The 23,716-nt window shown below is 39.7% G+C and carries 15 protein-coding genes; 7 read left to right on the plus strand and 8 right to left on the minus strand.

Annotated elements, in window-relative coordinates:
* Positions 1-81 precede the first annotated feature (81 nt).
* From recN to ACX0HA_RS11655, 7 genes are all read left to right on the plus strand, one after another.
* The gene (recN, locus tag ACX0HA_RS11625; protein WP_458845457.1) at positions 82-1,734 is read left to right on the plus strand and encodes a DNA repair protein RecN; all 1,653 of its coding nucleotides are present in this window, start codon (positions 82-84) and stop codon (positions 1,732-1,734) included.
* 62 nt (positions 1,735-1,796) lie between these two features.
* A complete protein-coding gene (gene fabV, locus ACX0HA_RS11630) occupies positions 1,797-2,987 on the plus strand; it encodes an enoyl-ACP reductase FabV (protein WP_458845458.1) in 1,191 nt (396 codons plus the stop codon).
* 299 nt (positions 2,988-3,286) lie between these two features.
* Positions 3,287-11,638, plus strand: coding sequence for an Ig-like domain-containing protein (locus ACX0HA_RS11635; protein WP_458845459.1), 8,352 nt, complete (start codon positions 3,287-3,289; stop codon positions 11,636-11,638).
* A gap of 100 nt (positions 11,639-11,738) precedes the next feature.
* Complete coding sequence (locus tag ACX0HA_RS11640; protein WP_458845460.1) at positions 11,739-12,734, plus strand: glycosyltransferase family 2 protein; 996 nt, start codon at positions 11,739-11,741, stop codon at positions 12,732-12,734.
* Positions 12,734-13,324 carry a dephospho-CoA kinase gene (coaE, locus tag ACX0HA_RS11645; RefSeq protein WP_458845461.1) on the plus strand — a complete coding sequence of 197 codons (591 nt, stop codon included), beginning with the start codon at positions 12,734-12,736 and terminating at the stop codon, positions 13,322-13,324. The genes ACX0HA_RS11640 and coaE overlap by 1 nt, the downstream gene beginning before the upstream one ends.
* Before the next feature lie 65 nt (positions 13,325-13,389).
* On the plus strand, positions 13,390-14,793 hold the full coding sequence (locus tag ACX0HA_RS11650) for a sensor histidine kinase (protein WP_458845462.1): 1,404 nt from the start codon (positions 13,390-13,392) through the stop codon (positions 14,791-14,793).
* Positions 14,794-14,800: 7 nt separating this feature from the next.
* Positions 14,801-15,523 (plus strand): response regulator transcription factor, encoded by a 723-nt coding sequence (locus tag ACX0HA_RS11655; protein ID WP_458845463.1) that lies wholly within the window; start codon positions 14,801-14,803, stop codon positions 15,521-15,523.
* 36 nt (positions 15,524-15,559) lie between these two features.
* On the opposite strand, the gene ACX0HA_RS11660 is transcribed toward ACX0HA_RS11655, so the two are convergent.
* The 8 genes from ACX0HA_RS11660 to ACX0HA_RS11695 form a co-directional block, all read right to left on the minus strand.
* Positions 15,560-16,300 (minus strand): acyl-[acyl-carrier-protein] thioesterase, encoded by a 741-nt coding sequence (locus tag ACX0HA_RS11660; protein WP_458845464.1) that lies wholly within the window; start codon positions 16,298-16,300, stop codon positions 15,560-15,562.
* Positions 16,284-17,216 (minus strand): tRNA (adenosine(37)-N6)-dimethylallyltransferase MiaA, encoded by a 933-nt coding sequence (gene miaA, locus ACX0HA_RS11665; protein WP_458845465.1) that lies wholly within the window; start codon positions 17,214-17,216, stop codon positions 16,284-16,286. Before miaA ends, ACX0HA_RS11660 begins: the two co-directional genes overlap by 17 nt.
* Complete coding sequence (locus tag ACX0HA_RS11670; protein ID WP_458845466.1) at positions 17,216-18,037, minus strand: ion transporter; 822 nt, start codon at positions 18,035-18,037, stop codon at positions 17,216-17,218. Before ACX0HA_RS11670 ends, miaA begins: the two co-directional genes overlap by 1 nt.
* Before the next feature lie 37 nt (positions 18,038-18,074).
* Positions 18,075-19,439 carry an exonuclease domain-containing protein gene (locus ACX0HA_RS11675; protein ID WP_458845467.1) on the minus strand — a complete coding sequence of 455 codons (1,365 nt, stop codon included), beginning with the start codon at positions 19,437-19,439 and terminating at the stop codon, positions 18,075-18,077.
* A gap of 101 nt (positions 19,440-19,540) precedes the next feature.
* Positions 19,541-20,200 carry a YggS family pyridoxal phosphate-dependent enzyme gene (locus ACX0HA_RS11680; RefSeq protein WP_458845468.1) on the minus strand — a complete coding sequence of 220 codons (660 nt, stop codon included), beginning with the start codon at positions 20,198-20,200 and terminating at the stop codon, positions 19,541-19,543.
* A 131-nt stretch (positions 20,201-20,331) separates the two neighbouring features.
* On the minus strand, positions 20,332-21,546 hold the full coding sequence (locus ACX0HA_RS11685) for a DUF1015 domain-containing protein (RefSeq protein WP_458845469.1): 1,215 nt from the start codon (positions 21,544-21,546) through the stop codon (positions 20,332-20,334).
* A 160-nt stretch (positions 21,547-21,706) separates the two neighbouring features.
* Positions 21,707-22,597 carry a 3-hydroxyacyl-CoA dehydrogenase family protein gene (locus ACX0HA_RS11690; RefSeq protein WP_458845470.1) on the minus strand — a complete coding sequence of 297 codons (891 nt, stop codon included), beginning with the start codon at positions 22,595-22,597 and terminating at the stop codon, positions 21,707-21,709.
* 45 nt (positions 22,598-22,642) lie between these two features.
* A complete protein-coding gene (locus ACX0HA_RS11695) occupies positions 22,643-23,608 on the minus strand; it encodes a Gfo/Idh/MocA family protein (protein WP_458845471.1) in 966 nt (321 codons plus the stop codon).
* Positions 23,609-23,716: the final 108 nt, after the last annotated feature.

Raw genomic sequence — 23,716 nt, forward strand, 5'->3', positions numbered from 1 at the left:
AGGTTAGAAACTCTAGTGCTGATAAGTTTAATTTATTTATTTGGCGCTAAATGTTATATTTGTATAGTATTATGCCATAACATGCTGCAAACACTACATATAAAAAACTTTGCTCTGATAGAGCATCTGCATATAGATTTTCCAGACAAACTATCTACCATTACCGGAGAAACCGGTGCGGGTAAATCTATCCTATTGGGAGCCCTTGGGCTTGTATTGGGCAATCGCGCAGATCTTACTTCCCTGAAAGATAAAGAACAAAAATGTGTTGTTGAAGCGCATTTTAAGATTGCCGATTATCATCTTCAGGAGCTTTTTGAAAAAAGCGATATGGACTATGAGGATATTACCATTATCCGGAGGGAGATACTGCCTTCGGGCAAATCACGTGCTTTTGTAAATGACAGCCCTGTAAACCTACAGGAGCTTCAGGAACTCGGAACCTATTTGATAGATATCCATTCGCAGCAGCAAACCCGCGAGCTTTCGGATGAGCAATACCAAATGCTGATACTTGATGCAGTTGCCGGTAGTAATGAATCCCTGACAGTGTATAAAAAGCAATTAACAGGCTACAGATCTATCGGGTCACAATTAAAAAAGCTTCAGGAACAAAAAGAAACCCTCTCTAAAGAACAGGATTATAATAACTTCCTGCTACAGGAATTGCTTACGGCAAACCTGAAGGCAGGTGAACAGCAAGAGCTGGAATTAGAGCTTGAAAAGCTAAGTAATGTTGAATCCATAAAAGACTCAGTTAGCCGTGCTTTGGCAATTGCCAATGAAGAACAGATAGGTATAACACAAAATCTGAAGGAGATTAAAGTAACTTTGCAAAAGATAAGCGGACTTTCGCCTGAATATGCAGGATTTTCTGAAAGAATAAGCAGTCTTCTTATTGAGTTTGATGATATTGCAGATGGACTTTCTGAAACCTTTGAAAAGCTTACGGATGACCCTGAAAGGTTAGAGCTGGTAAACCAAAAGCTTCAGCTTATTTACACCCTTCAGAAGAAACACCAGGCTGCTACCGTTGAAGAGTTGCTTGCAATTCAGGAAGCACTTGATAATAAAGTTGTGTTTGCCGATGAGCTTGACGGTACAATCGAAAAGCTTACAGTAGAAGCTGCAGCGGCAAGAGAACAAATTAATGCAACAGCAAAAATTATACATGAAAAACGTGAAAAGGCGATACCTGTACTTACTGAAAAGATTACAGCAATACTTGCTCAATTGGGTATGCCGAATGCGCGTTTTAAATTTGATGTCACACTTTCCGATAGTTACTACAACAACGGAAAGGATGTTATAAGCCTTTTATTTTCGGCGAATAAGGGTACTGATTTTGGGTTGCTTAAAAAAGTAGCGTCAGGAGGAGAGATGTCACGTATTATGTTGGCTGTTAAGTCTGTGCTGGCGGCTTATTCTAAGTTGCCAACCATTATATTTGATGAGATTGATACCGGTGTTTCAGGAGAGATTGCCCACAAAATGGGTGATATCATGAAAGCAATGAGCAGCGGAATGCAGGTGTTAGCTATAACACATTTACCGCAAATTGCAGCTAAAGGAAATCAACATTATAAAGTATTTAAGTCGACTCAGGGCGAAACAACAGTTTCAGAACTTAAGCTGCTTAGCCACGCCGAAAGGGTGAAAGAAATAGCCGAAATGCTATCCGGCAAGGATATATCAGATTCGGCCTTAAAGCATGCTGAAGCGTTGCTTAACTAAAAAAACGCTCTATCTTTGCGTACCACTTATAAACAAACTAATAAGATAATACCGTTACTGATATGATTATTGAACCAAGAATGAGAGGATTCATTTGCCTGACTGCCCATCCGGACGGTGCTGCGCAAAATGTAAAACAACAAATAGAATATGTGAAATCTAAAGGAGCTATAAACGGTGCTAAGAAAGTGCTTGTTATTGGTGCTTCTACAGGTTTTGGACTTTCATCAAGAATTACGAGTGCTTTTGGAAGCAATGCTTCAACTATAGGTGTTTTCTTTGAAAAAGCGCCAACAGAAGGTAAAACCGCTTCACCGGGCTGGTATAACTCTGCTGCTTTTGAAAAAGAAGCACATGCAGCAGGCCTTTATGCAAAAAGCATTAATGGTGATGCGTTTTCTAAAGAAGTTAAGCAGGAAGTTATCGATATGATTAAAGCAGATCTTGGACAAGTTGACTTGATTATATACAGCCTTGCTTCACCGGTGCGTATGCATCCTGAAACAGGTGTTCTTCACCGTTCTGTTCTTAAGCCTATTGGACAGACTTTCTCTAACAAAACAGTTGATTTCCATACCGGAAAAGTGTCTGAAGTTTCTATTGCTCCGGCAGAGGGAGATGATATCGATAATACTGTAACCGTAATGGGCGGCGAAGACTGGGCAATGTGGATTGATGCTCTTAAAGGAGCAGGTGTGCTCGCTGAAGGCGCAACTACAGTTGCATATTCTTATATAGGCCCTTCATTAACTGAAGCGGTTTATAGAAAAGGTACCATTGGCCGTGCAAAAGACCATCTTGAGGCTACTGCATTTGAAATTACCGATAGCCTTTCGGCTATTGGAGGAAAGGCTTATGTTTCTGTTAATAAGGCATTGGTTACGCAGGCAAGTTCAGCAATACCGGTAATACCTTTATATATTTCATTGCTTTATAAAACAATGAAAGAAATGGGGATTCATGAGGGAACCATTGAGCAAATCCAGCGCTTATATGCTGACAGGCTTTATAAAGGCGGCGATGTGGCTGTTGATGATAAAGGCAGGATAAGAATTGATGACTGGGAAATGCGTGATGATGTACAGGCGAAAGTGGCTGAGCTTTGGAAAGAAGCTGATACTGATAACCTGGCGCAAATAGGGGATCTTGAAGGTTACAGAAAAGATTTTTATAACCTTTTTGGATTTGATTACCCAGATGTTGATTATACAGCAGACGCCAATGAAATGGTAAATGTTGAAAGTATCAAATAAGCTGTTAAATTATTGAACAAAATTTGTTATTATAACGTAAAAAGCCCTTTAAGGGCTTTTTTTTTTGGACTGTAATTAAATCTCTACAAATATTATAGGCTATTGTTATAAATGTAACGTCAAAATATTAGTTAATATTCAATTATTTAATGTAAATTTAAATAGATGTTGAGATAAGTGTAATAAAAATTACTTATTGTGTGTTTTATTTCAAAAATATCACTAACCTGTAGGGTTGTGTTATAGGTGTAACTAAAATGGTTATTTTTATTAACTTTTAATTAATTAATCATTTTTTTATGAAAAAAATTACTTTACTAATTGCTTTTATGTTATCGCTTGTCACGATGGGATATGGGCAAACGGTACTGATTGACCCGGCAGGGGCAGGTGGTTTTGCCAGTGGCACCACATTTGCCGCAAACGGTTGGACGGTATCGAACTCTGCCAATAACCCATGGGTGGTAGGTACGGCAGCTGCTTCAGGTGCCCTCACCGGCAATGCAGCTTACATTTCCAATTCGGGGACATTTGGTTATAATGTAGATGCCTCAGCAGGGAATTACTTCTACAGAGATGTAACAATTCCTGCCGGCGAAGCAAAAATTACTTTGACGTTCAACTGGTATGGTCAGGGAGAGTCTACTTGGGATTTATGGCAGGTGTATGCTGCACCTACAACTATAACGCCCGTAGGTACTACAACCCATCCCGGTAGTGGGGCAACCAATGTTCCAGCTGAAATTGCGGGTGCTACCTTAATAGGTAATGGTAACCAGCAAAGTACAGTTCAGACGGCAACTTACAATTTACCTGCTGCGTTAGCAGGTACTACTTTCAGGTTAATTTTTTATTGGAAGAATGATGGTAGTGGTGGTACTGCACCACCTGCTGCAATCGATAATATATCTTTAACTTCTTCTTTGCCTACAAATTATGTTTCAATAGCAACGGGGAATTTTGGAGATGCTTCGACATGGAATCTAAACTCGGTGCCTACTGTTGGTGATAACATTACCATAGCAGCAGGACACACTGTTACGGTTAACGCAACAGGGCAGTCAGTAATTAATGCTACTGTAAATGGGATACTTGCTTATGGAACTACACCAACAACATTTGGCGTAGCGGGAAATTTAACAGTAAATGCAACAGGAGCTGTAAATGTTCTTAACGGTACAACGGGCAAAACACTGACAGTTGCTGGTGATATTGTAAATAACGGATCGATAAATCTGTCTGTTGGTGCAACGACAGCAGGTAACCTTACACTTAACGGATCAACTGTGCAAACCCTTTCGGGTACAGGTACTTTTGTGAATAATATGATAAGGAACCTTACATTTAGCAATACAAGTACTGCTATTCCTAATATTAACTGGCAAATGAATAATATTAATGTTGAATACAACCTTAATATTACTAATGCCAAAATTAATTTAGGTACTAATACATTCACTTATGGTTCAAGCGCTACGCTTGCAGGAAATACTTTTACAGTTACTAATGGTGGTTTTATGCCCGGAGGTAAATTTGTAAGGTGGTGGACAGCTGCAGGAACAGGATATACTACTTCAGGTCCTACCTCGGTTGCAACAGGTGATGCGGGAAGATATCCTTTCATTCTGTCAAATGGTCAACAAAGGCTTTTTTACCTTGGAAGAACTACACCAACAGCAGGAGGTAAATTTTCAGTTGTGTTTAATGACGCAGCAACTTTTACTACAGGATTATCTATTGCTGATGGAACCTACACCATTACTGACAGATGGAACGGTAATTTTGTAGTGGGTACTGAAGGTACTTCGCCTGCTGCGGCAAGTTATTGGACAACAATTTTTGCTCCGGATCTAGTTTATCCTTCCACAGCCAGTAGCAGGGTAATGGGACAATCGGCAGCAATTAGCGGAACGCATGTAAATACAACTCCTTTTATACTTATTGCACAAAGAAGTGGTGTTTCTTTTGCTGACCTGACTGCGCCAACAGGACTATACATTGGTATAGCTAATGCAGATGTTTCTCATACTGCTATTGCTAATGGTGACTGGAATAATCCTGCAACATGGAGCAAAGGAACTGTTCCGGGTTGTAATGATGGTGTTGTTATTTTATCAGGGAGGACTGTAACGGTTAATTCGGCAGCTAATGTTGCTAAAGCAGTTCTTGTTAATTCAGGAGGTATACTAAATGTTGCATCAGGCGATCTTACAGTAGGTTGTACGCTGAAGAATAACACATTTACAAACAATGGTACACTAACAGTATCAGGAGGTACGCTAAATGTTAATGGTAGCATGTTACATGCTTCCGGATCTACATTTAACCAGAGTGGTGGAGATATCAATGTAGATGGTAATGATGCAGGTGCAGCAGCTACTTCAGTCGCTGCAAATACTGCAATAGTGCAGGTAAGTACAAATCTTATTAATTGGACCGGGGGGACGTTGACAATTGTCGATCCACATGCATCTACTACGGCTACGAATACTTTTCAATATAGTGGTACAAATGTAAATCTTACTTCAGGTACACACACATTGAGATTTGGTAATGGTACTTCAACAGATGCCGGAGGTAGCTCAACTTACGGTTTCCGCTACTATATATTCCAGGGATCAGGAAGATTAACATTTAATAACATAGTAGTTAATGGTGGTGCCGGAACAAATCGTTTCGTAACAAACCAAAGTACACATGGTATTAATGGAGATCTGACTATTAACGCGAATAGCGAATATAGAGACAATGCCAATACTGTGCATTTTGCTAAGAACCTTATTAACAACGGAACATTTGTAAGTACAGGTACACTATATGCGGGTACTTATATCGATGGTACGACTGGAGTTAGTACAAATGCCCAGGCTATATCAGGTACAGGTGCTTTTGTAAACAACGGGACACCGGCGTCTGTAACAGCAAACTTTAACTCTGTAACTATAAATAATTCAAATAGTGCAGGTGTTACCTTTAAAGGATATTCAAATGTGGCGACACAGCCTGCAAATTCTATTTCTGTGAGCGGTACATTAACCTTTACATCTGGTAAAGCTGCTACTTCAGGAGGAGCTTCATTTGTTCTTGGAAACTCGACTCCATCTACAGGAACTTTAACATATACTGCTGGTGGTTTTGTAAGCGGAACTACTTTTGGAAGATGGTATACAGCAACAGGTACAGGTACAAGTATTACTGCAGCAGCAGATGCTACAGGAACAGGTGGACGTTATCCGTTTGTTAATTCATTGAATCAGGACAGGTCTGCGTCAATAGAAAGAAATACGCCGGCAGCAGCTGCAGGTGTACTCGCGGTTACTTATACTGCCGGTGCAGGTACAACACCTATAAGTGCAACCGATGGAGCAGCTACAGTTGATCTAAAAGGTAATGATGCATGGTCGGTATCTACATTAAGTGGAACACCTACGGCAGCTACCTCTTTTGAACTTCAGCTATTAGCACCAGGTTTATATACGGCCCCGCTTCCGGCGGCAAATGCACGCATTATTGCAGGGACTGCTTTTGCAGGAACGCATCAGGCTGGTACGGTTACACCGGGCGGACAAAGAGTATTGACTGCTGCCGAGCTGGTTGGCGGGCCATTTAGCTTAGCAATTCCATCTACAGCGGTACCATATGTTTCTATCGCAAGTGGTGATTGGAATTCGCCTGCAACATGGCAAAATGGTGTTGTGCCAGGCTGTAACGATATTGTAAATATTGTGTCTGGCCATACAGTAACTATAAACTCGGCAGCCAATGTTGCTAAAGGAGTTGTTATAGCTGCAGGGGGTATATTAAATATCGCGTCAGGTGATCTTACTGTAGGCTGTACTTTAAATAATAATACACTTACCAATAACGGTACGTTGAATGTTACGGGTGGTACTCTTACAGTTAATGGTAATATTAATGTACCATTAACAACATCTGTATTCAGCCAGACTGGAGGAACCATCAAAATTGATGGTAATGGTGCGGGTGTTGTTGCAAATTCTGTAGCAACGAGTACACCATTGTTTAATATTGCAACTACTAATATCTCTCTTACAGGAGGAACATTATTGTTTGTAGATCCACACGTTGGGACTACTAATAGCACTGCATATACACTTAGCTTTACAAATTCAACTCCAGCTGCTGCATCATTAGCAACTAATCCTGCTCACATAACGCAATTTGGAGATGGCGTTTCAACAGATGCAGGTGGTAATACAAGTGGCTTTTATGTGAGTACATGGACAAGTTCTGCGTATCTGTCTTTTGGTAGTGTTGTTATTAATGGTGGTTCAGGAACGAACAGGGGAGTTAATTTCCAATATCAGCTGACTACGAATGGTAATTTAACTATTAATGCTGGAAATACGTTTACTGCGGCAACTGTAATTGTTGGAGGTAATCTAAACGTTGCAGGAACTTTTATCAGTACAACAGGTGTTGTTACTGGTGTTGTAGCTTCTAATACAACATCAGCGCTAACATTTGGGCCTGCAATTTTAGCTCAAACATTTACTAATACAGGTACCGTATCAAATCTTGCTACTTCGCCTACGGCTAACTTTACTGCTTTGACAGTTAATAATACAAATGCTGCAGGTCTGACATTTGCATCACCGTTCTCAGTTAGTGGTACTTTAACACTTACTGCAGGTAAAGTAAATACGACTAATACTAATATACTTACACTGGGTACTGCTACTGCTGCAGGTACACTTTCTGGTGGAGGTGCAACTTCTTACATTGCAGGGCCTTTTGCAAGAACTATTGCTTCGGGTAATGCAAACACTAACTACATTCCTTTCCCGGTAGGTAAAGCGGCTTATACTCCGGTTTTCCTTGCTCCTTTAACAACTGCTGTTACAGTAATGAAAGCTGAAGCTTTTGATGCCAATACAGGTACTGCTGATCCTTCGATCATCAACCTTACTGCAAACAGAAGATGGGAAGCACCTATCGTTTCAGGTACTGTTACCGATATCAGGGTAAGATTAGCGGATCCAAATTTAACTGCTCCTATGATCCCTGTAATGGCACCTTCTGCTGATGGTGTTTATACAAATACTTTTGGTAGTATTGCTACTTTTGTGGCTGGGACTCCAAATACTGTGCAGTCGATTACTCCAGTTGTAGCTGCAAACTATACAGGCTTTATGTCTTTTGCAGAATCTAATGTATGTTTTGGAACTCCGGTTCCTGGCAATACTGTTGCTTCATCAGCTACTGTTTGTTTGGGAACACCGGTAACGCTTTCAGTTCAGAATACCCCTGTTGGTACAGGTGTTACATATCAGTGGCAGAGCTCTGTAGACGGAATATCTTTTACAGATATTGCTAGTGCTACAAATGCTACCTATGTGGCTATTCCGGTATCAGTTTTATATTATAGGGTAAATGTTACTTGTACTGCAAGTGCAGCAATGGGTACAACAAATCCAATACAAATGAACTTTGCAACTGCAGGTCCATCATCGACCACACCGGCTACAAGATGTGGTGTAGGTTCTGTTACTTTAGGTGCAACTGCAGCTGTTGGTACGCTTAGATGGTATGAAAATGCTACCGGAGGTCTTCCATTAGCTTCAGGAACATCATTTACAACAAATCTTACAGCGACTAAAACATTTTATGTTGCTGCCGAAAAGCCTGGATCTGCGACAGCAGGAGGCGGAAAAGTAGCACCAGCGGCTGGTACTACTTCAGGTACAACTCCGTTTGAATATGGCTTAATTTTTAACGCTACAAGCACATTTATTCTAAACTCTGTAGATGTGTATTTACTTTCTCCTGATGGAGGAGATCTTATAGTAGCATTGAAGGACAATGCAGGTAACCAACTGCAAACTACAACAATTGCTGCTCCGGCAGGTAGTGCAACTGTTCCGCTTAAATATACGATCAACCTTGGCTGGAGCATACCGGCAGGTACTGGCTACAGATTAGTGGCTATGTCAGGGCCAAGCATGATTCGCGAAACTAGTGCAGTAACTTATCCTTATGCAGTTGGAGGTGTTGCAAGCATAACTAATGGTTATAATGCAGGAACTAGCACCAATTATTTCTATTTCTATAACTGGAACTATACAGCTCCATGCGCAAGTTTAAGAACTGCAGTAACGGCTACAGTAAATACTCCACCGGTATTAACGCTTAGTGGCAACCCTGCTGCCGTATGTGCAGGCCAAACAACTGCTCCTGTAACAATTACAGCAGGTGCAGCTGATTATAATACCTATGCATGGACTCCTTCAACAGGTGTTTCCGGAGATGCAGCTACAGGGTGGACATTTAACCCTGCTGTTTCTACAGCATATACGCTTCAGGCTTCTCAGTCTACAGGCTCATTATGTCTGGCTCCACCGGTTACTGTAAATGTTACTATTAACGTAATGCCTACAGCAATTGTAATACCGGCATCGATAGCCGTGTGTGAAGGTGCTCCACAGGCACTTACAGCTACAGGCGGACTTTTACGTACTCCTGTTGGACAAGAAAATTTTGATACGCTTACGGCACAATTTGTAACATCAAATACTGCGGGTACAGCAACTACAGCTTTAAACTCAACCTACTTTACACAGGGTACAGGTTCTGTTTTATTTAATACTTCAAGTAATAGTGCAAATGTTAGCTATAGTTCTGCGGGTAATATTGACCTTTCAGGAAGTGCAACGGCACAGTTAACATTCTCTCATATTGCCGCTTTAGAAGGTCCAACCTTTTCGTATGATATCGGATATGTTGAATATTCTACTAATGGAGGAACAACGTGGACTACGTTCCCGGCTTCAAGCTATGCAGGTGCAGGTACGCTTATAACAACGCAGGGTACTAGTACACCTGTTAGTGGTGTGATTTTTTCTACAAAAAGTTATGCTGACTGGACAAGTACATTTACATCTGCTACGGTAACTCCAACCAATGCTTTATGGAAAAATGAAACAATTAATATTCCGGTAGCCGCGTTGACAAACCAGTTTAGGGTACGTTTCAGACTAACTACTGATAGTTCTGCACTGTATTATGGATGGTTGTTAGATAATCTTAGGATTACAGGAGAAAATTCTAACGTTATATGGTCTCCTGATACTGAGCTATTCAGTGATGCTGCAGGTACTGTTCCTTATGCAGGACAGTCTCTTGCTACAGTTTATGTGAAGCCTACAGCGGCGAGAACATATACGCTTACATCGACTAACGGTAATACAGGATGTTTAGTTACTGCAAGTACTGATGTTACCCTTAACGTTGTTGCTGGTCCAACAGTTCCGGCTCCAACTCAGGTAATTTGTGGTACAGGTACTATTGCTGACCTTGTTGCTACAGGTACAGATGTTAAATGGTATGCTAATGCGATAGGTGGAACTGCTCTTGATGCTGCAACAGTAGTTGTAGACGGTACACCATATTATGCTTCTCAACTTCTTGATGGTTGTGAGAGTTATAACAGAACAGTTCTTACAGTTAGTCTAAATGTTGTTGCTGCTCCTGATGCTGAGGCGACTCAGACATTGTGTGAAGGAACTACTGTTGCTGACTTACTGCCTAATGACGCTTCTGTAAAATGGTATGCAGCTGCTACAGGCGGAACGCCTTTAGCTTCTACGGATGTTCTTACTACTGCGACTTCTTACTTCGTTTCTCAGACAATTGAGGGATGTGAAGGTCTGGCAAGAACCGAAGTTGTGGTTACATTAAGTGTTACTCCTGCACCAACAGGAGATGAAGAGCAGGAATTCTGTGTTTCTGGTACTGTTGCAGACCTTATCATAGACGGTGATACTATCACTTGGTATGATGCTGAAACTGCTGGTAATGTTGTTAACGGAGATGTTGCTCTTGTTGATGGTACAGTTTACTATGCTTCACAAACTATTGACGGATGTGAAGGTCTTGCAAGATTTGGTGTAACAGCAACTATTCATAATGTTGTTGCTGATGCTCCGGAAAATGTAAGTTTCTGTTCAGAGTATGTGCTTCCTGAACTTACAATTGGTGCTTACTTTACTGAAGCAGGAGGTACAGGTGTTGAGGTTGCTGCAGGTACAGCAATAACTGAAACAACTACTCTGTATGTATATGCTGAAGAAGGCACCGATTTAGTATGTTCTGATGAAAATTCGTTTACGCTGACGTTAGTTATAGTTGATACTCCTACGGGTGACAGCTTCCAGATACTTGAAGTTGGAACTGCTGATGAAGCTACAATTGAAGACTTAGTGACAGATCCTGTTGCAGGTACTATCACGTGGTACACTACTTTAGCTAATGCCCAGTCACAGACTAACCCTCTTGCTCCGGGTACACAATTAGTGCAGGGTGCTACTTACTATGCTACACAAACCGTAGGTGAGTGTACAAGTACAGGTGCACTTGCAGTAGCTGTAAACATAGTTCTTGACAGGAATAAGTTTGATGTTAAAGCTTTCACTTATCATCCAAACCCTGTTAAAGATGTGCTGAACCTGGCTTATTCTTCGGATATAACTTCGGTTACAGTATTTAATATGCTTGGTCAAAGAGTATTTACTCATCAGTATAATGCTACTGATGTGAAACTGGATATGTCTTCGCTTGCAGATGGTGCTTATGTAGTTAGTGTAACTTCAGGCAGCGCTGTGAAAACAATTAAGGTTATCAAAAGACAATAATTGTAACATAAAATGGTAATTATTGCCATTATAAATTAAAGCCACCATTTTTGGTGGCTTTTTTTATTATAAAGAGTAACTTTGTTAAAAAATAAATTAAATGCTGATTTCCTTAATAATCCCTGTGTTTAACAGGCCTGATGAAGTAGAAGAGCTTTTGGCGAGCCTGACTTTACAGACATTTAAAGAACCGTATGAGATTGTAATAATAGAAGATGGGTCAACTATAGCTTGTAAAGAGGTGGTTGACGCTTATAGCAACAGTCTGAATATCTCTTATTATTTTAAGCCTAACAGTGGTCCCGGAGATTCCAGGAATTATGGTATGACAATAGCAAAAGGTGATTATTTCATTATTTTGGATTCCGATTGTATTATACCTCCGGACTATCTCGAAAGTGTGCGCAGAAACCTTGCTGCTGATTATGTTGATTGTTTTGGCGGACCTGATGCTGCTCTGGATTCGTTTAGTGATGTTCAAAAAGCAATTAACTTTTCTATGACATCATTTCTTACAACAGGAGGAATAAGAGGTAAATCGGAAAAAATAGAAAAATTCCAGCCACGCAGCTTTAATATGGGACTGTCTAAAAAAGCTTTTGAAGCATCGGGTGGGTTTGGGAATATACATCCGGGAGAAGATCCTGATCTTTCTATCAGGCTTTGGAAAATGGGATTTGCAACTAAACTTTTTTCAGATTCTTATGTATATCATAAAAGGAGAATAGATTGGGCAAAATTCCACAAACAGGTAAATAAGTTTGGAAAGGCAAGGCCCATACTGGATTTATGGCACCCTGAGTATAAAAAAATCACTTTTCTTTTTCCTACTTTATTCATGATAGGATTGGTATGTTCTCTTATCTTATTGTTAATTGATGTACAAATTGGGATTTATCTTTATATTTTGTACGCTGTTATGATCTTGACAGTATCAGCGATCCAAAACAAAAGCCTGAAAATTGGCATGCTGTCAGTAGCAGCTGTATTTATTCAGTTTTATGGCTATGGAGGTGGTTATCTGAAATCTTTTATCGCTGTACACGTTTTAAAAGAAGACCCTAAAAAAGCCTTTCCTGAATTATTCTTTAAATAATGACAAAAGTAGTAGGCCTAACTGGTGGTATTGGGAGTGGGAAAACAACCATTGCAAACTTTTTTAAATCAGAGGGTGTACCATTATATATTGCCGACGATGAAGCTAAACTTATCCTGTTTACTAAGGAAGTAGCTAAAGAGGTGGAAAATGTATTTGGAGACGTTGTAATGACAGATGGGCTTCCGGATAGGGTAAAGCTGGCTGCGGTGGTTTTTAATGAGCCTGAGAAGCTGAAATCGCTTAATAGTATAGTTCATCCCAGGCTAAGGCAGCATTTTAAAGAATGGCTGGCTAAACATACAGATGCTTTATTCATAATACGTGAAGCAGCAATTTTGTTTGAAAGTGGTGCTTATAAAGATTGTGATAAGATAATACTTGTAACAGCTCCTGAAGAATTACGGATAAGCAGGGTTATACAGCGTGATGCAACAACACGGGAAAAAGTGATTGCGAGAATGAAAGCACAATGGAGTGATGAGGAAAAAGCAGCTCTGAGTGACTTTATAATCAATAATATTGATATTGAAGAAGCAAAGATAGAAGCTGATAAAATACTTAAAATTCTAAATAAAATTGAAAATTAGCAGCCCTTGTTAATATTTGGTTAATCTATTCAGGCTTTAAATGTTAAAATGTTAATTTTGTATCGATGAACAAGACTAGATTTCGTTTACTGGTATTTTTTATGAGCCTATCTCTTATAGGTATCATACTGGTACAGGTTTATTGGGTCAACTTATCGTTCAAAAGTAGCGAAGAGCAATTTAAGTACAGGGTACAAAATATGTTGAATCAGGTAACTGATAACATTAAGGTACAGGAAAGGGAAAAATTCCAGAAGATTTTTGAAGACTATAAGGACAGTATAGGGCATGAGCCTTCAAGAAAAGAGTTACTGGAATTATATGTAAAAGGAAATTTTCATGAAAGGTCAGAAAAAAGTTCATCAGAAGGTGATGATCATGAAAAAATTTCGCACCTGGATAATATTGATCTTTATCTGAAAGATTTCAGACAATATCGACCACTGGAAAGCTGGCTTCAAAAAGGTAAGGTTCAGGCGTTAATAAGTTCTAAGTTAATTGATAATAAGATTATTACGAATTATGAATTCGCTATTTTAAGGCAGTGGCTGCCAACAAAAATAAAGTCTGATCATTTTAAATATGTAGAAAATAACCCGGATGATTACCAGGTTTATGATGATAATACAAAAGTGGCATTACTTTTGAGCTTTCCGAAGAAGAATGAGTTCTTGTTTGAAGCGATTTTCAGTATTACGCTTTTGTCAATAATATTTACGTTCATTATAATAATTGCTTATTTAAGTGCAATTAATCAGCTAATAAAACAGAAGCAGATATCGGAAATAAAAACTGACTTCATCAATAATATGACTCATGAGTTCAAAACACCCATTGCAACGATTAATCTTGCTTTGGATGCTATAAAGAACCCAAAAATATTTAGTGATCCGGAAAAGGTACAGCGTTACCTGCAAATGATAAAAGACGAAAATAAACGAATGCATGCACAGGTTGAGAACGTGCTGCAGATTTCCAAACTTGATAAAAAAGAATTGGAAATAACTAAAGACCAGGCTGATATTGAGAGTGTAATTGAGGAGGCAATTGAGCACGTATATTTAATCATAGAAGCACGACATGGTGCCCTGACAACGCATTATAACGCTCAAAGGACTACGGTATTGCTTAATGATGTGCATTTCACGAATGTTCTTGTTAATATTTTAGACAATGCAATCAAATATTCTCCCGATGAACCCGTTATAGATATTTACACCGAAAATGTAAAAGACTTCGTTCTGATAAAGATTAAAGACAACGGGCTGGGAATGTCTAAGGTTACCCAAAAAAGAATTTTTGAAAAGTTCTACAGGGAGCATACAGGAGACTTACACAATGTAAAAGGACACGGTTTGGGCCTTGCCTATGTAAAACGAATTATAGACGACCATAATTGCCACATTTATGTGGAAAGTGAAAAAGGAAAGGGGAGCACCTTTATAATAAAAATGCCATTAATTAATTAAAAAAAATATGGAAGAAGCAAACAAAAAGATTCTGTTAGTTGAAGACGATCCAAACTTTGGAGCTGTACTTAAAGACTATCTGTTAATCAACGACTTTGATGTTACATTAGCTAAAAACGGAATGGAAGGTTTCGAAAAATTCAAGAAGGATAATTTCGATTTGTGTATTCTTGATGTAATGATGCCGTACAAGGATGGATATACACTTGCAAGAGAGATCAGGGAAAAGAACAAAGAAGTGCCTATCATCTTCCTTACAGCTAAATCTATGAAGGAAGATGTTTTAAAAGGTTATAAAGTAGGTGCTGATGATTACCTAAATAAACCTTTTGACTCTGAAGTGCTTCTTATGAAAATAAAAGCTATCATACAGAGAAAAGCATCTGAAACTAAAACTGATAATTCTAAATTTGAATTCCAGATTGGTAGATTCCACCTGAATTCAAAACTACGTTTCCTTACGTTTGATAAGGATGAACCGATCAAGTTATCACCTAAAGAAAATGAGCTGCTTAAAATGCTTGCTCTTCATGAAAACGACCTTATGCCGAGAGAGTTGGCTCTTACCAAAATCTGGAGAGATGACAACTACTTTACCTCAAGGAGTATGGACGTTTATATTGCTAAACTAAGGAAGTACCTTAAGCAGGATGAAGAAGTTGAAATACTTAACATACACGGAGAAGGATTCAGGCTTGTTGTAAAAAACAAGGTAGCTGAAGAGAAATAATAAAAAAAGCCCCTAATTAAAAATTAGGGGCTTTTTTTATTTCCAGTTGAGTTCTAGTGCGAAGCTTGGCTTATCTCCTTTTTGTATGGTGAAATAGGTTTGGTTTTCTTCTGTGCCTATAAATAGTGCTGCTTCGTCACCGGGCATCAATTCACGAAGGTAATTCATGTCGAAGCTTTTTAGTTGCTGTCTTAAAAGCGGCTTATAGTCTATAGCGTCAAGGCACCACTCAAGGTATTTTACATTATTCACATGAAATACAATATCAAGGTCTGACAATACCACTTTTCTTATTCCCAGTTCATTGGAAGAACGTGAAAGCTCTATTTTTTTGAAAGATTGTTCTGTGGGTATATCGTCAGGATATTTTTCGAAATGCTCGTGTGGCAATGCCAACGGTTCAGATTTCCTGAGTTTGGTGTTTAGTACCGCCCAAAACGTCAGGGCACTTGCCAGTTTCTTTTCGCCCAGATACATTTCCAAGGCCCTTACCGAACGCGATCCCTGCAAATCCACTATCCATGTCTTAATAGTTATGGTATCGCCCCATTTAGGTAAAGCATCAATCTCAACACGTATGCGGCTCAATACCCATGCCTGATCATTGGTCTGCATGTCGAGATAGCTGATGCCTCCCAATTCAGCATGAGAGCCTGCTGTAAGCTGAAGCAGGTTACATAGTTCCGTATGTTTCAGCAAACCGTTGGGAGTACATTGCAGGAAATTTATTTCCCAATCCTGGTGATATATTGAGCTAAATTTATCGGATATCGGCATTCGTTTGTGTTTCTATGTAATTAATAATTTCAGGCAATGGCGTTTTAAAATCAAACCACATAGCTGCCTCATTGCGCTTAAACCAGGTCATCTGCCTTTTGGCAAAACGGCGGGTATTCTTTTTTATTTCTTCAATGGCAAATTCTTTTGTGAACTCACCATCAAAATAACTGAACAGCTCCCTGTAACCTACAGTTTGTAGTGCGTTAAGTTTTTTGTCAGGATACAGTTCACGGGCTTCCTCAAGAAGTCCCGACTCAACCATTATGTCAACACGCTGGTTGATGCGGCTGTACATTAATTCCCTGTCGGCATCAAGGCCAATGATAATGGGCGTAAAGTTACGGCTGTTTTTCTTGATATTGAGAAAAGAGGAGTAGGGCTTTCCGCTGCCAATGCATACTTCCAATGCTCTCATCAGGCGCTGCGGATTCTCTTTTGCTACTTTTTCGTAATGTACAGGGTCAAGCCTTTGCAGTTCTTGCTGAAGGTATTCAATCCCGTTTTTTTCATAATCTTCTTTTAGCTTTTCGCGTACGGTAATATCAATGTCAGGAAAATCATCAAAACCTTTTAATACAGCGTCAATATATAATCCTGAGCCGCCCACCATAACGGCGATATCATTGCTTTGATAAAGTTCATCGAGTTTTGAAATCGCTTCACGCTCGAAATCGCCAACAGTATAATCATCAAAGATGCTTATGTTTTGTATGAAATGATGTTTTGCGGCTTCCAGTTCGTCTTTAGAGGGTACGGCTGTACCAATAGCCATTTCTTTGAAAAATTGTCTACTGTCAGCCGAAATGATATCGCATCTGAAATGTTTTGCGATTTCAATGGCAAGTGCGGTTTTTCCTATCGCTGTAGGACCTATGGCAGTAATAAGGTATTTATGTTGTAAAGGGGTATTCATTATTCATTTAAGCGGTAGCCGCAGTTATAGCAAAAGTGAGCATCATCGCGGTGTTTATCGGCACTGCAATTGGGACATACCTGAGTATTAAGGTTAACTTTTTTGTCACGCATCAGTTCTGCAGTTACAAGTCCGGTTGGGACTGCAATTATGCCATAGCCCAGTACCATGATGAGCGACGATACCAATTGCCCAAAAGGCGTTTCTGGAGTAATATCGCCAAAGCCTACTGTTGTTAGCGTCACAATCGTCCAATATATGCTGATAGGGATGCTGGTAAAGCCATGCTCCGGGCCTTCGATCATGTACATAAGGGTTCCGAAGATTACGCAGATGACCAGTACGCTGAACAGGAATACAGTTATTTTAGTTCGGCTTGTCTTAAGTGCAGCCACAAGCTGATTGGAAGCCCCAACAAAGTGAACGAGTTTCAGTATCCTGAAAATCCTTAGTAAGCGTATAGCACGTACAGCCATTAATACACCGGAACCGGGGAAAAGCAATCCTATATATTGCGGTATGGTGGCCAAGAGGTCTACAATGCCATAAAAGCTGAAAACATATTTCAGAGGCTTGTTTACGGCAAAAAGGCGTGCTATATACTCTATTGTAAAAAAAATGGTTACTACCCATTCAATGAGAGCAAGCAGATGGCCGTGTTTTATTTTTATGGAAGCAACACTCTCAAGCATCACGGCAGCTACACTTATGAGTATAACAACCAGTAGCGACAGGTCAAAGAATTTGCCCGCAGGAGTATCGGCTTCATAAATAATGGTATGGAGCTTTTTACGAAAATCGTCTACTTTGCTGTTTTCCAAGATGCGGTTGTTTGTTATATCAAAAATACGGAATCTCTTAAAGGCGTACTATTTTTAAGCCTTTCTTTTTACGGATGTAGTTCTGTATTATTTTTTTCACATCCTTATTGTTTTCCATAGGAACAAGTATATTCTTAAGGATGTCGATATTGTTTACCTGATAGTTCAGGTTGAAGAAGGCATAGCCTTTGTAAACGCCATTCTCAATAAGCACGGCACTGCGTTCGTCTAAGGCGCGCCCTTTATCAATAATGATCATGCTCTGGTTATGAAAGCTATTGTTATTGATGAACTCCATAACACGCTCGTTATACTGCTCAGGAGTTTCATGGCCCATGCATGCCCCATTGCAGTTATTGAGCTCATACGGAAAACAATGGTCTTTATCAGATGTGCTTAGTTCATTTATCTTTTGGCAGAGATTATATTTTTCGACTATGGCAAAAAGTGCAGTTCTTCCCTCAACTATTCCAGGGAAAGAAACGATTTCTTTCTTACGGTTATCGGTCTTTTGAAGTTTCAGGCACAGGTAACCATGACTGTCTTTTTCGGCATATAGTGACCATGGAAAGACTGTTTTTTTCAGGGCGCGGTTATATACCGGTTTGTTGACTTTTATTTCCTGGCATTCTTTAAGAAGTGCAATGAGTTCGCTACCTGTTTCTTCATATTGGACAGAAAATACTTCACGTTGCAGTTTTTTAGATTTTCGCGCAGCGCTGGTAAAGTGTTGGTTGACCCTCTTTTTTATATTCCTGCTTTTGCCCAGATATATAAGATCGCCATTTTCTTTATAGATATAATATAGTCCTGTAACCGAAGGTATACCATCAACAAGATCCATCAGTTTAGGAGAAATGCCTTTCTTCTGTTCGGTTTTTATAAGGCTGGTCAGTATCTCTTTTTCAGTGTCTTTAGACAACAAAAGTTTAAATAGCTGAACCGTCGCCATAGCATCACCAGTGGCACGGTGTCTGTCGCTCATAGGTATGCCCAGGGCGCGTACCAGTTTACCCAGGCTGTGCGATTTTTGCTCCGGCAGTAATTTTTGCGAAAGCTCTACCGTACAAAGTGTTTGTTTTTCAAAGTCAAAACCCAGATTCCTGAACTCCGTGCGTAATACACGATAGTCAAACTGTGCATTGTGTGCAACGATAATGCAGCCTTCGGTAATTTCGATAATGCGTTTGGCAACCTCATAGAACTTTGGTGCGCTGCGAAGCATGGCATTATTTATGCCGGTAAGCTTAACAACAAAAGGTTGTATGGGTTTTTCAGGATTAACGAGGCTAATGAATTGGTCTACAATTTCATGCCCGTCAAATTTATAAATGGCAATCTCTGTAATACCTTCTTCATTAAACTGCCCGCCGGTAGTCTCTATGTCTAATATCGCGTACAAAAAATTGTTTACGGTTTAGGGGATTATTCTTAAAGCTTACAAAGTACGGAAATTTATGCTTCTGTCAACACCAAAATTCTCAAATAAATCTGATTTAACAATTATCGGCTTCCAAAAATGCTGCTGCCGATGCGTACTATCGTACTGCCGCATTCTATAGCGATGTTATAGTCGCCACTCATGCCCATTGAAAGAGTTGTCGGTTGACAGTTAACAGTTGACAGGCCACTCAAACCGTCGAAAATAGTTTTAAGGTGGGTAAACTCTTTTTTGATTTGGGTTTCATCTTCGGTAAAGGTAGCCATGCCCATAAGGCCGGTTACTTTTATGTTTTCCATCTGCCTGAATTCATCCGAGGCTAAAAGTTCGTTCAGTTCACTTTCATCCATCCCGAATTTAGTTTCTTCTTCAGCAATATGCATTTGAAGGAGGCAGTCAATAAGACGGTCATTCTTTTTAGCCTGTTTGTTTATTTCTGCCAATAGCTTCAGGCTATCAATACCGTGCACAAGACTCACGAAAGGTGCCATGTATTTTACCTTGTTGGTCTGTACGTGCCCTATCATGTGCCATTGAATATCTTTTGGCATTTCCTCATACTTACCTGCCATTTCCTGAATCTTGTTCTCACCAAAAATGCGCTGGCCGGCATTGTAGGCTTCCATAAGGTCAGATACAGGTTTGGTCTTACTTACCGCTACAAGTGTAACGTGAGTAGGAAGAGAGGCTTTTATTTCGTTGAGGTTAGATTGTATTGACATTTCAGATTGTTGGATTTTTAGACCATTTGATTATTGGATCAAGACGGTATACTAATGCAAATTTAAGGTTCCATATTTTTATAGCAGATTTTTCATCGAATAATCCTGCTATCGAATAATCAGATAATCGATTAAAGTTCATAAACCACCAATCCACTCCTGAACTTAGGTTCGATGTAGGTACTCTTAGGTGGCATGATAAGGTTGTTGTCGGCTAGGTCTTTTATCTCATCTATTGAGGCAGGGTAAAGCATAAAACCAACTTCAAATTCCTCGCTGTCTACCAGTTTTTTTATTTCTGTTATGGGCTTGCTTCCCGGGATGTAGGAGATACGTTCGTCGTTACGTAAGTCACCTATGCCTAATAAAGGATGCAGAACTTTCTCGTACAGTATCTGTGCATCCAGCGCTTCGAGTACCGAATTAAAGTTAGTGTTTTTAAGCGTAAGCGCATAAAAGTCGCCATCCAGGTACATCCCGTATTGAAATTTAGCCTGTGGCTTCCACAATTCCTGATGCTTGTTCTCTATGCTGAATTCGGTTCCAAGTGCCGTAAGGAAACTTTCTTTGCTATGACCGTTCAGGTCGTTGATGATACGGTTGTATTCGTATATCTTAAGGTTGGTTTCACAGATAAGGAAACTCATGAAATAGTTGAGGTTCTCATTACCCGAAGCCTTGTCCTCTTCATAAAGCAATTCAGCAGAAGCAGAACGGTGATGACCGTCGGCAATATATACACTGCCTATAGCTTCAAACTGCTGCTCAATCCATTTTATTTCTTCTTTATCCTTGATTCTCCATAAAGTATGTTTCTCTTTGTTAAGGGAAGTGAACATATACAGCTGCCTTCTGGTTTTTACAGCCTCAATCCACTGTTGCAGTTCAGGGTTTTCAGGATAAGTGATAAGCACCGGCTCGGTGTTGAAACCAGTTTGGTGAAGGTAATCTTTAAAATATTCAACGCGGTACGCCAGAGTATCCTCGTGTTTTTTTATGATGTTGTTCTTGTAGTCTTCTATTGAAGTTCCTGCAATAATTCCGGTAAAGGTACCGCTTTTTCCCTGTATCTCATATAAATAGAAAACAGGTTCTTTCTCCTGCTTAAAAATATGTTCATCCTTAAACTCGTTGTATTTATTCTGTACCGCCCTGAACCTTGTTGCAGCAGAAATTTTCTGCTGGTTCACATAAGCAGGGTTAAGCACATGCAGGAATGAGAAGGGGTTATAATCCAGCTGTGAGGCCAGTTCGGCAGGAGTGTACTCGTCGTAAGAACGAGAGGTAACCAGGCTCACTTTATCACGTGTAGGCCTTACTGCCTTAAAGGGAATTATTTTTGCCATATTCCGGTTGACCTGCGAGGTTTTTTTTTCAAAACCTTTTAGGTCTTGTTGCTTTTAAAATTAAAACCTACAAGATCTTTGAGACCTTGCAGGTTATATATGATTTTGTATTTATATGTTCTGCCAATTGCGGACCAGCAAGCGGACTGAACACTGAATACTATTTAGTGAACATAGCAGCCACTTTCTCTGCTTTTTTGCTCTCTTTGTAATCGTAGAAACCTTCGCCCGACTTAACACCAAGCTTACCTGCCATTACCATGTTTACTAACAATGGACATGGAGCATATTTAGGGTTTTTGAATCCGTCATGCATTACGTTAAGGATTGAAAGGCAAACATCAAGGCCGATGAAGTCAGCAAGCTGAAGCGGACCCATTGGGTGTGCCATACCTAATTTCATTACCGTGTCAATTTCATAAACTCCCGCAACACCGTTGTAAAGTGTTTCGATAGCCTCGTTGATCATCGGCATAAGGATACGGTTAGCAACAAAACCAGGGTAGTCGTTAACCTCTACAGGAACTTTACCCAGTTTTTCAGACATGTCCATGATAAGTTTTGTCACCTCGTCAGAAGTGTTGTATCCACGGATGATCTCTACCAGTTTCATGATAGGCACCGGGTTCATAAAGTGCATACCGATAACTTTATCCTGTCTGTTAGTTACAGCAGCAATCTGCGTTATAGAAATAGATGATGTATTGGTAGCAAGTATTGTTTTCTCATCACAGAAGCCGTCAAGATCTTTAAAGATGCGAAGTTTAAGCTCAACATTTTCAGTAGCAGCTTCAACAACAAGGTCAGCATTAACAACACCGTCTTTAATGTCAGTATAGGTAATAATGTTACCTATGGTCTTTGCTTTATCTTCTTCACTAATAGTGCCTTTAGCAACCATACGGTCAAGGTTGGCAGCAATGGTAGCCATACCTTTATCTAACGATTTTTCAGAGATGTCTATCAGTTTAACGTTAAATCCGCTTTGTGCAAAAGTATGGGCAATACCATTACCCATTGTTCCTGCACCTATAACTGCAATATTTTTCATTTTGTTTGTTGTTTGTATGTAGGGTTTTGTTTGTTGTTTAGGTAATTACTTCTTAAAGCAATCAATAATCTGGTATGCTACGCGCAATGCTTCGGTACCATCTTCAAGCGTTACTACCGGAGTAGTATTGTTGTTTATGGCATCTGCAAATGTTTCTAGTTCATCCAGTATGGCATTGTTGGCGTTTACATCAGGATTGTCGAAGTAAATCTGTTTTTTTACGCCTTCAGCATTTTGCAGTATCATGTCAAAATCACCTGGAACTTCAGGAGCATCTTTCATTTTTACCACTTCACATACTTTGTCAAGGAAATCAACCGAGATATAAGCATCTTTCTGGAAGAAACGCGATTTACGCATGTTCTTCATCGAAATACGGCTTGAAGTAAGGTTGGCCACACAGCCGTTCTCAAACTCAATGCGGGCATTCGCAATATCCGGCGTGTCGCTGATAACCGAAACACCACTGGCGTTGATAAGCTTTACTTTAGATTTTACTACGCTAAGAATAACGTCGATATCATGTATCATCAGGTCCAGTACTACAGGAACATCAGTACCACGCGGATTGAACTCAGCAAGGCGGTGCGTTTCAATGAACATAGGATTCTCGATCATTTCTTTGGTCGAAATGAAAGCAGGGTTAAAACGCTCTACGTGTCCTACCTGTCCTTTCACGTTATGTTGCTTTGCAAGAGTGATAAGCTCTTCGGCCTCTTCAACGGTGTTAGAAATTGGTTTTTCTATGAATACATGCTTTCCTGCCTGAATGGCATCTTTGGCACAATCGTGGTGCGAAAGGGTAGGAGTAACGATGTCTACAACATCTACAGCCTGTATAAGTTCATCTATAGTGTCAAATTTTTTGTAACCAAACTCAGCGGCTACTTTATCAGCATTCTCGCTATGCGGGTCGTAAAAGCCCACAAGTTCGTATTTATCAGACTGGTTAAGCAATCTCAGGTGTATCTTTCCAAGATGCCCTGCACCCAGTACCCCAACTTTTAGCATATCAATAAATTTTGAAGAACAAAAATACTATTATTTGATTTGATACAGCAAAAACACACCATCAAAAAAGAAGTGAATTTGTTGTATTTTTAAATAATATTTTAACGC

Source organism: Flavobacterium hauense (assembly GCF_054457175.1).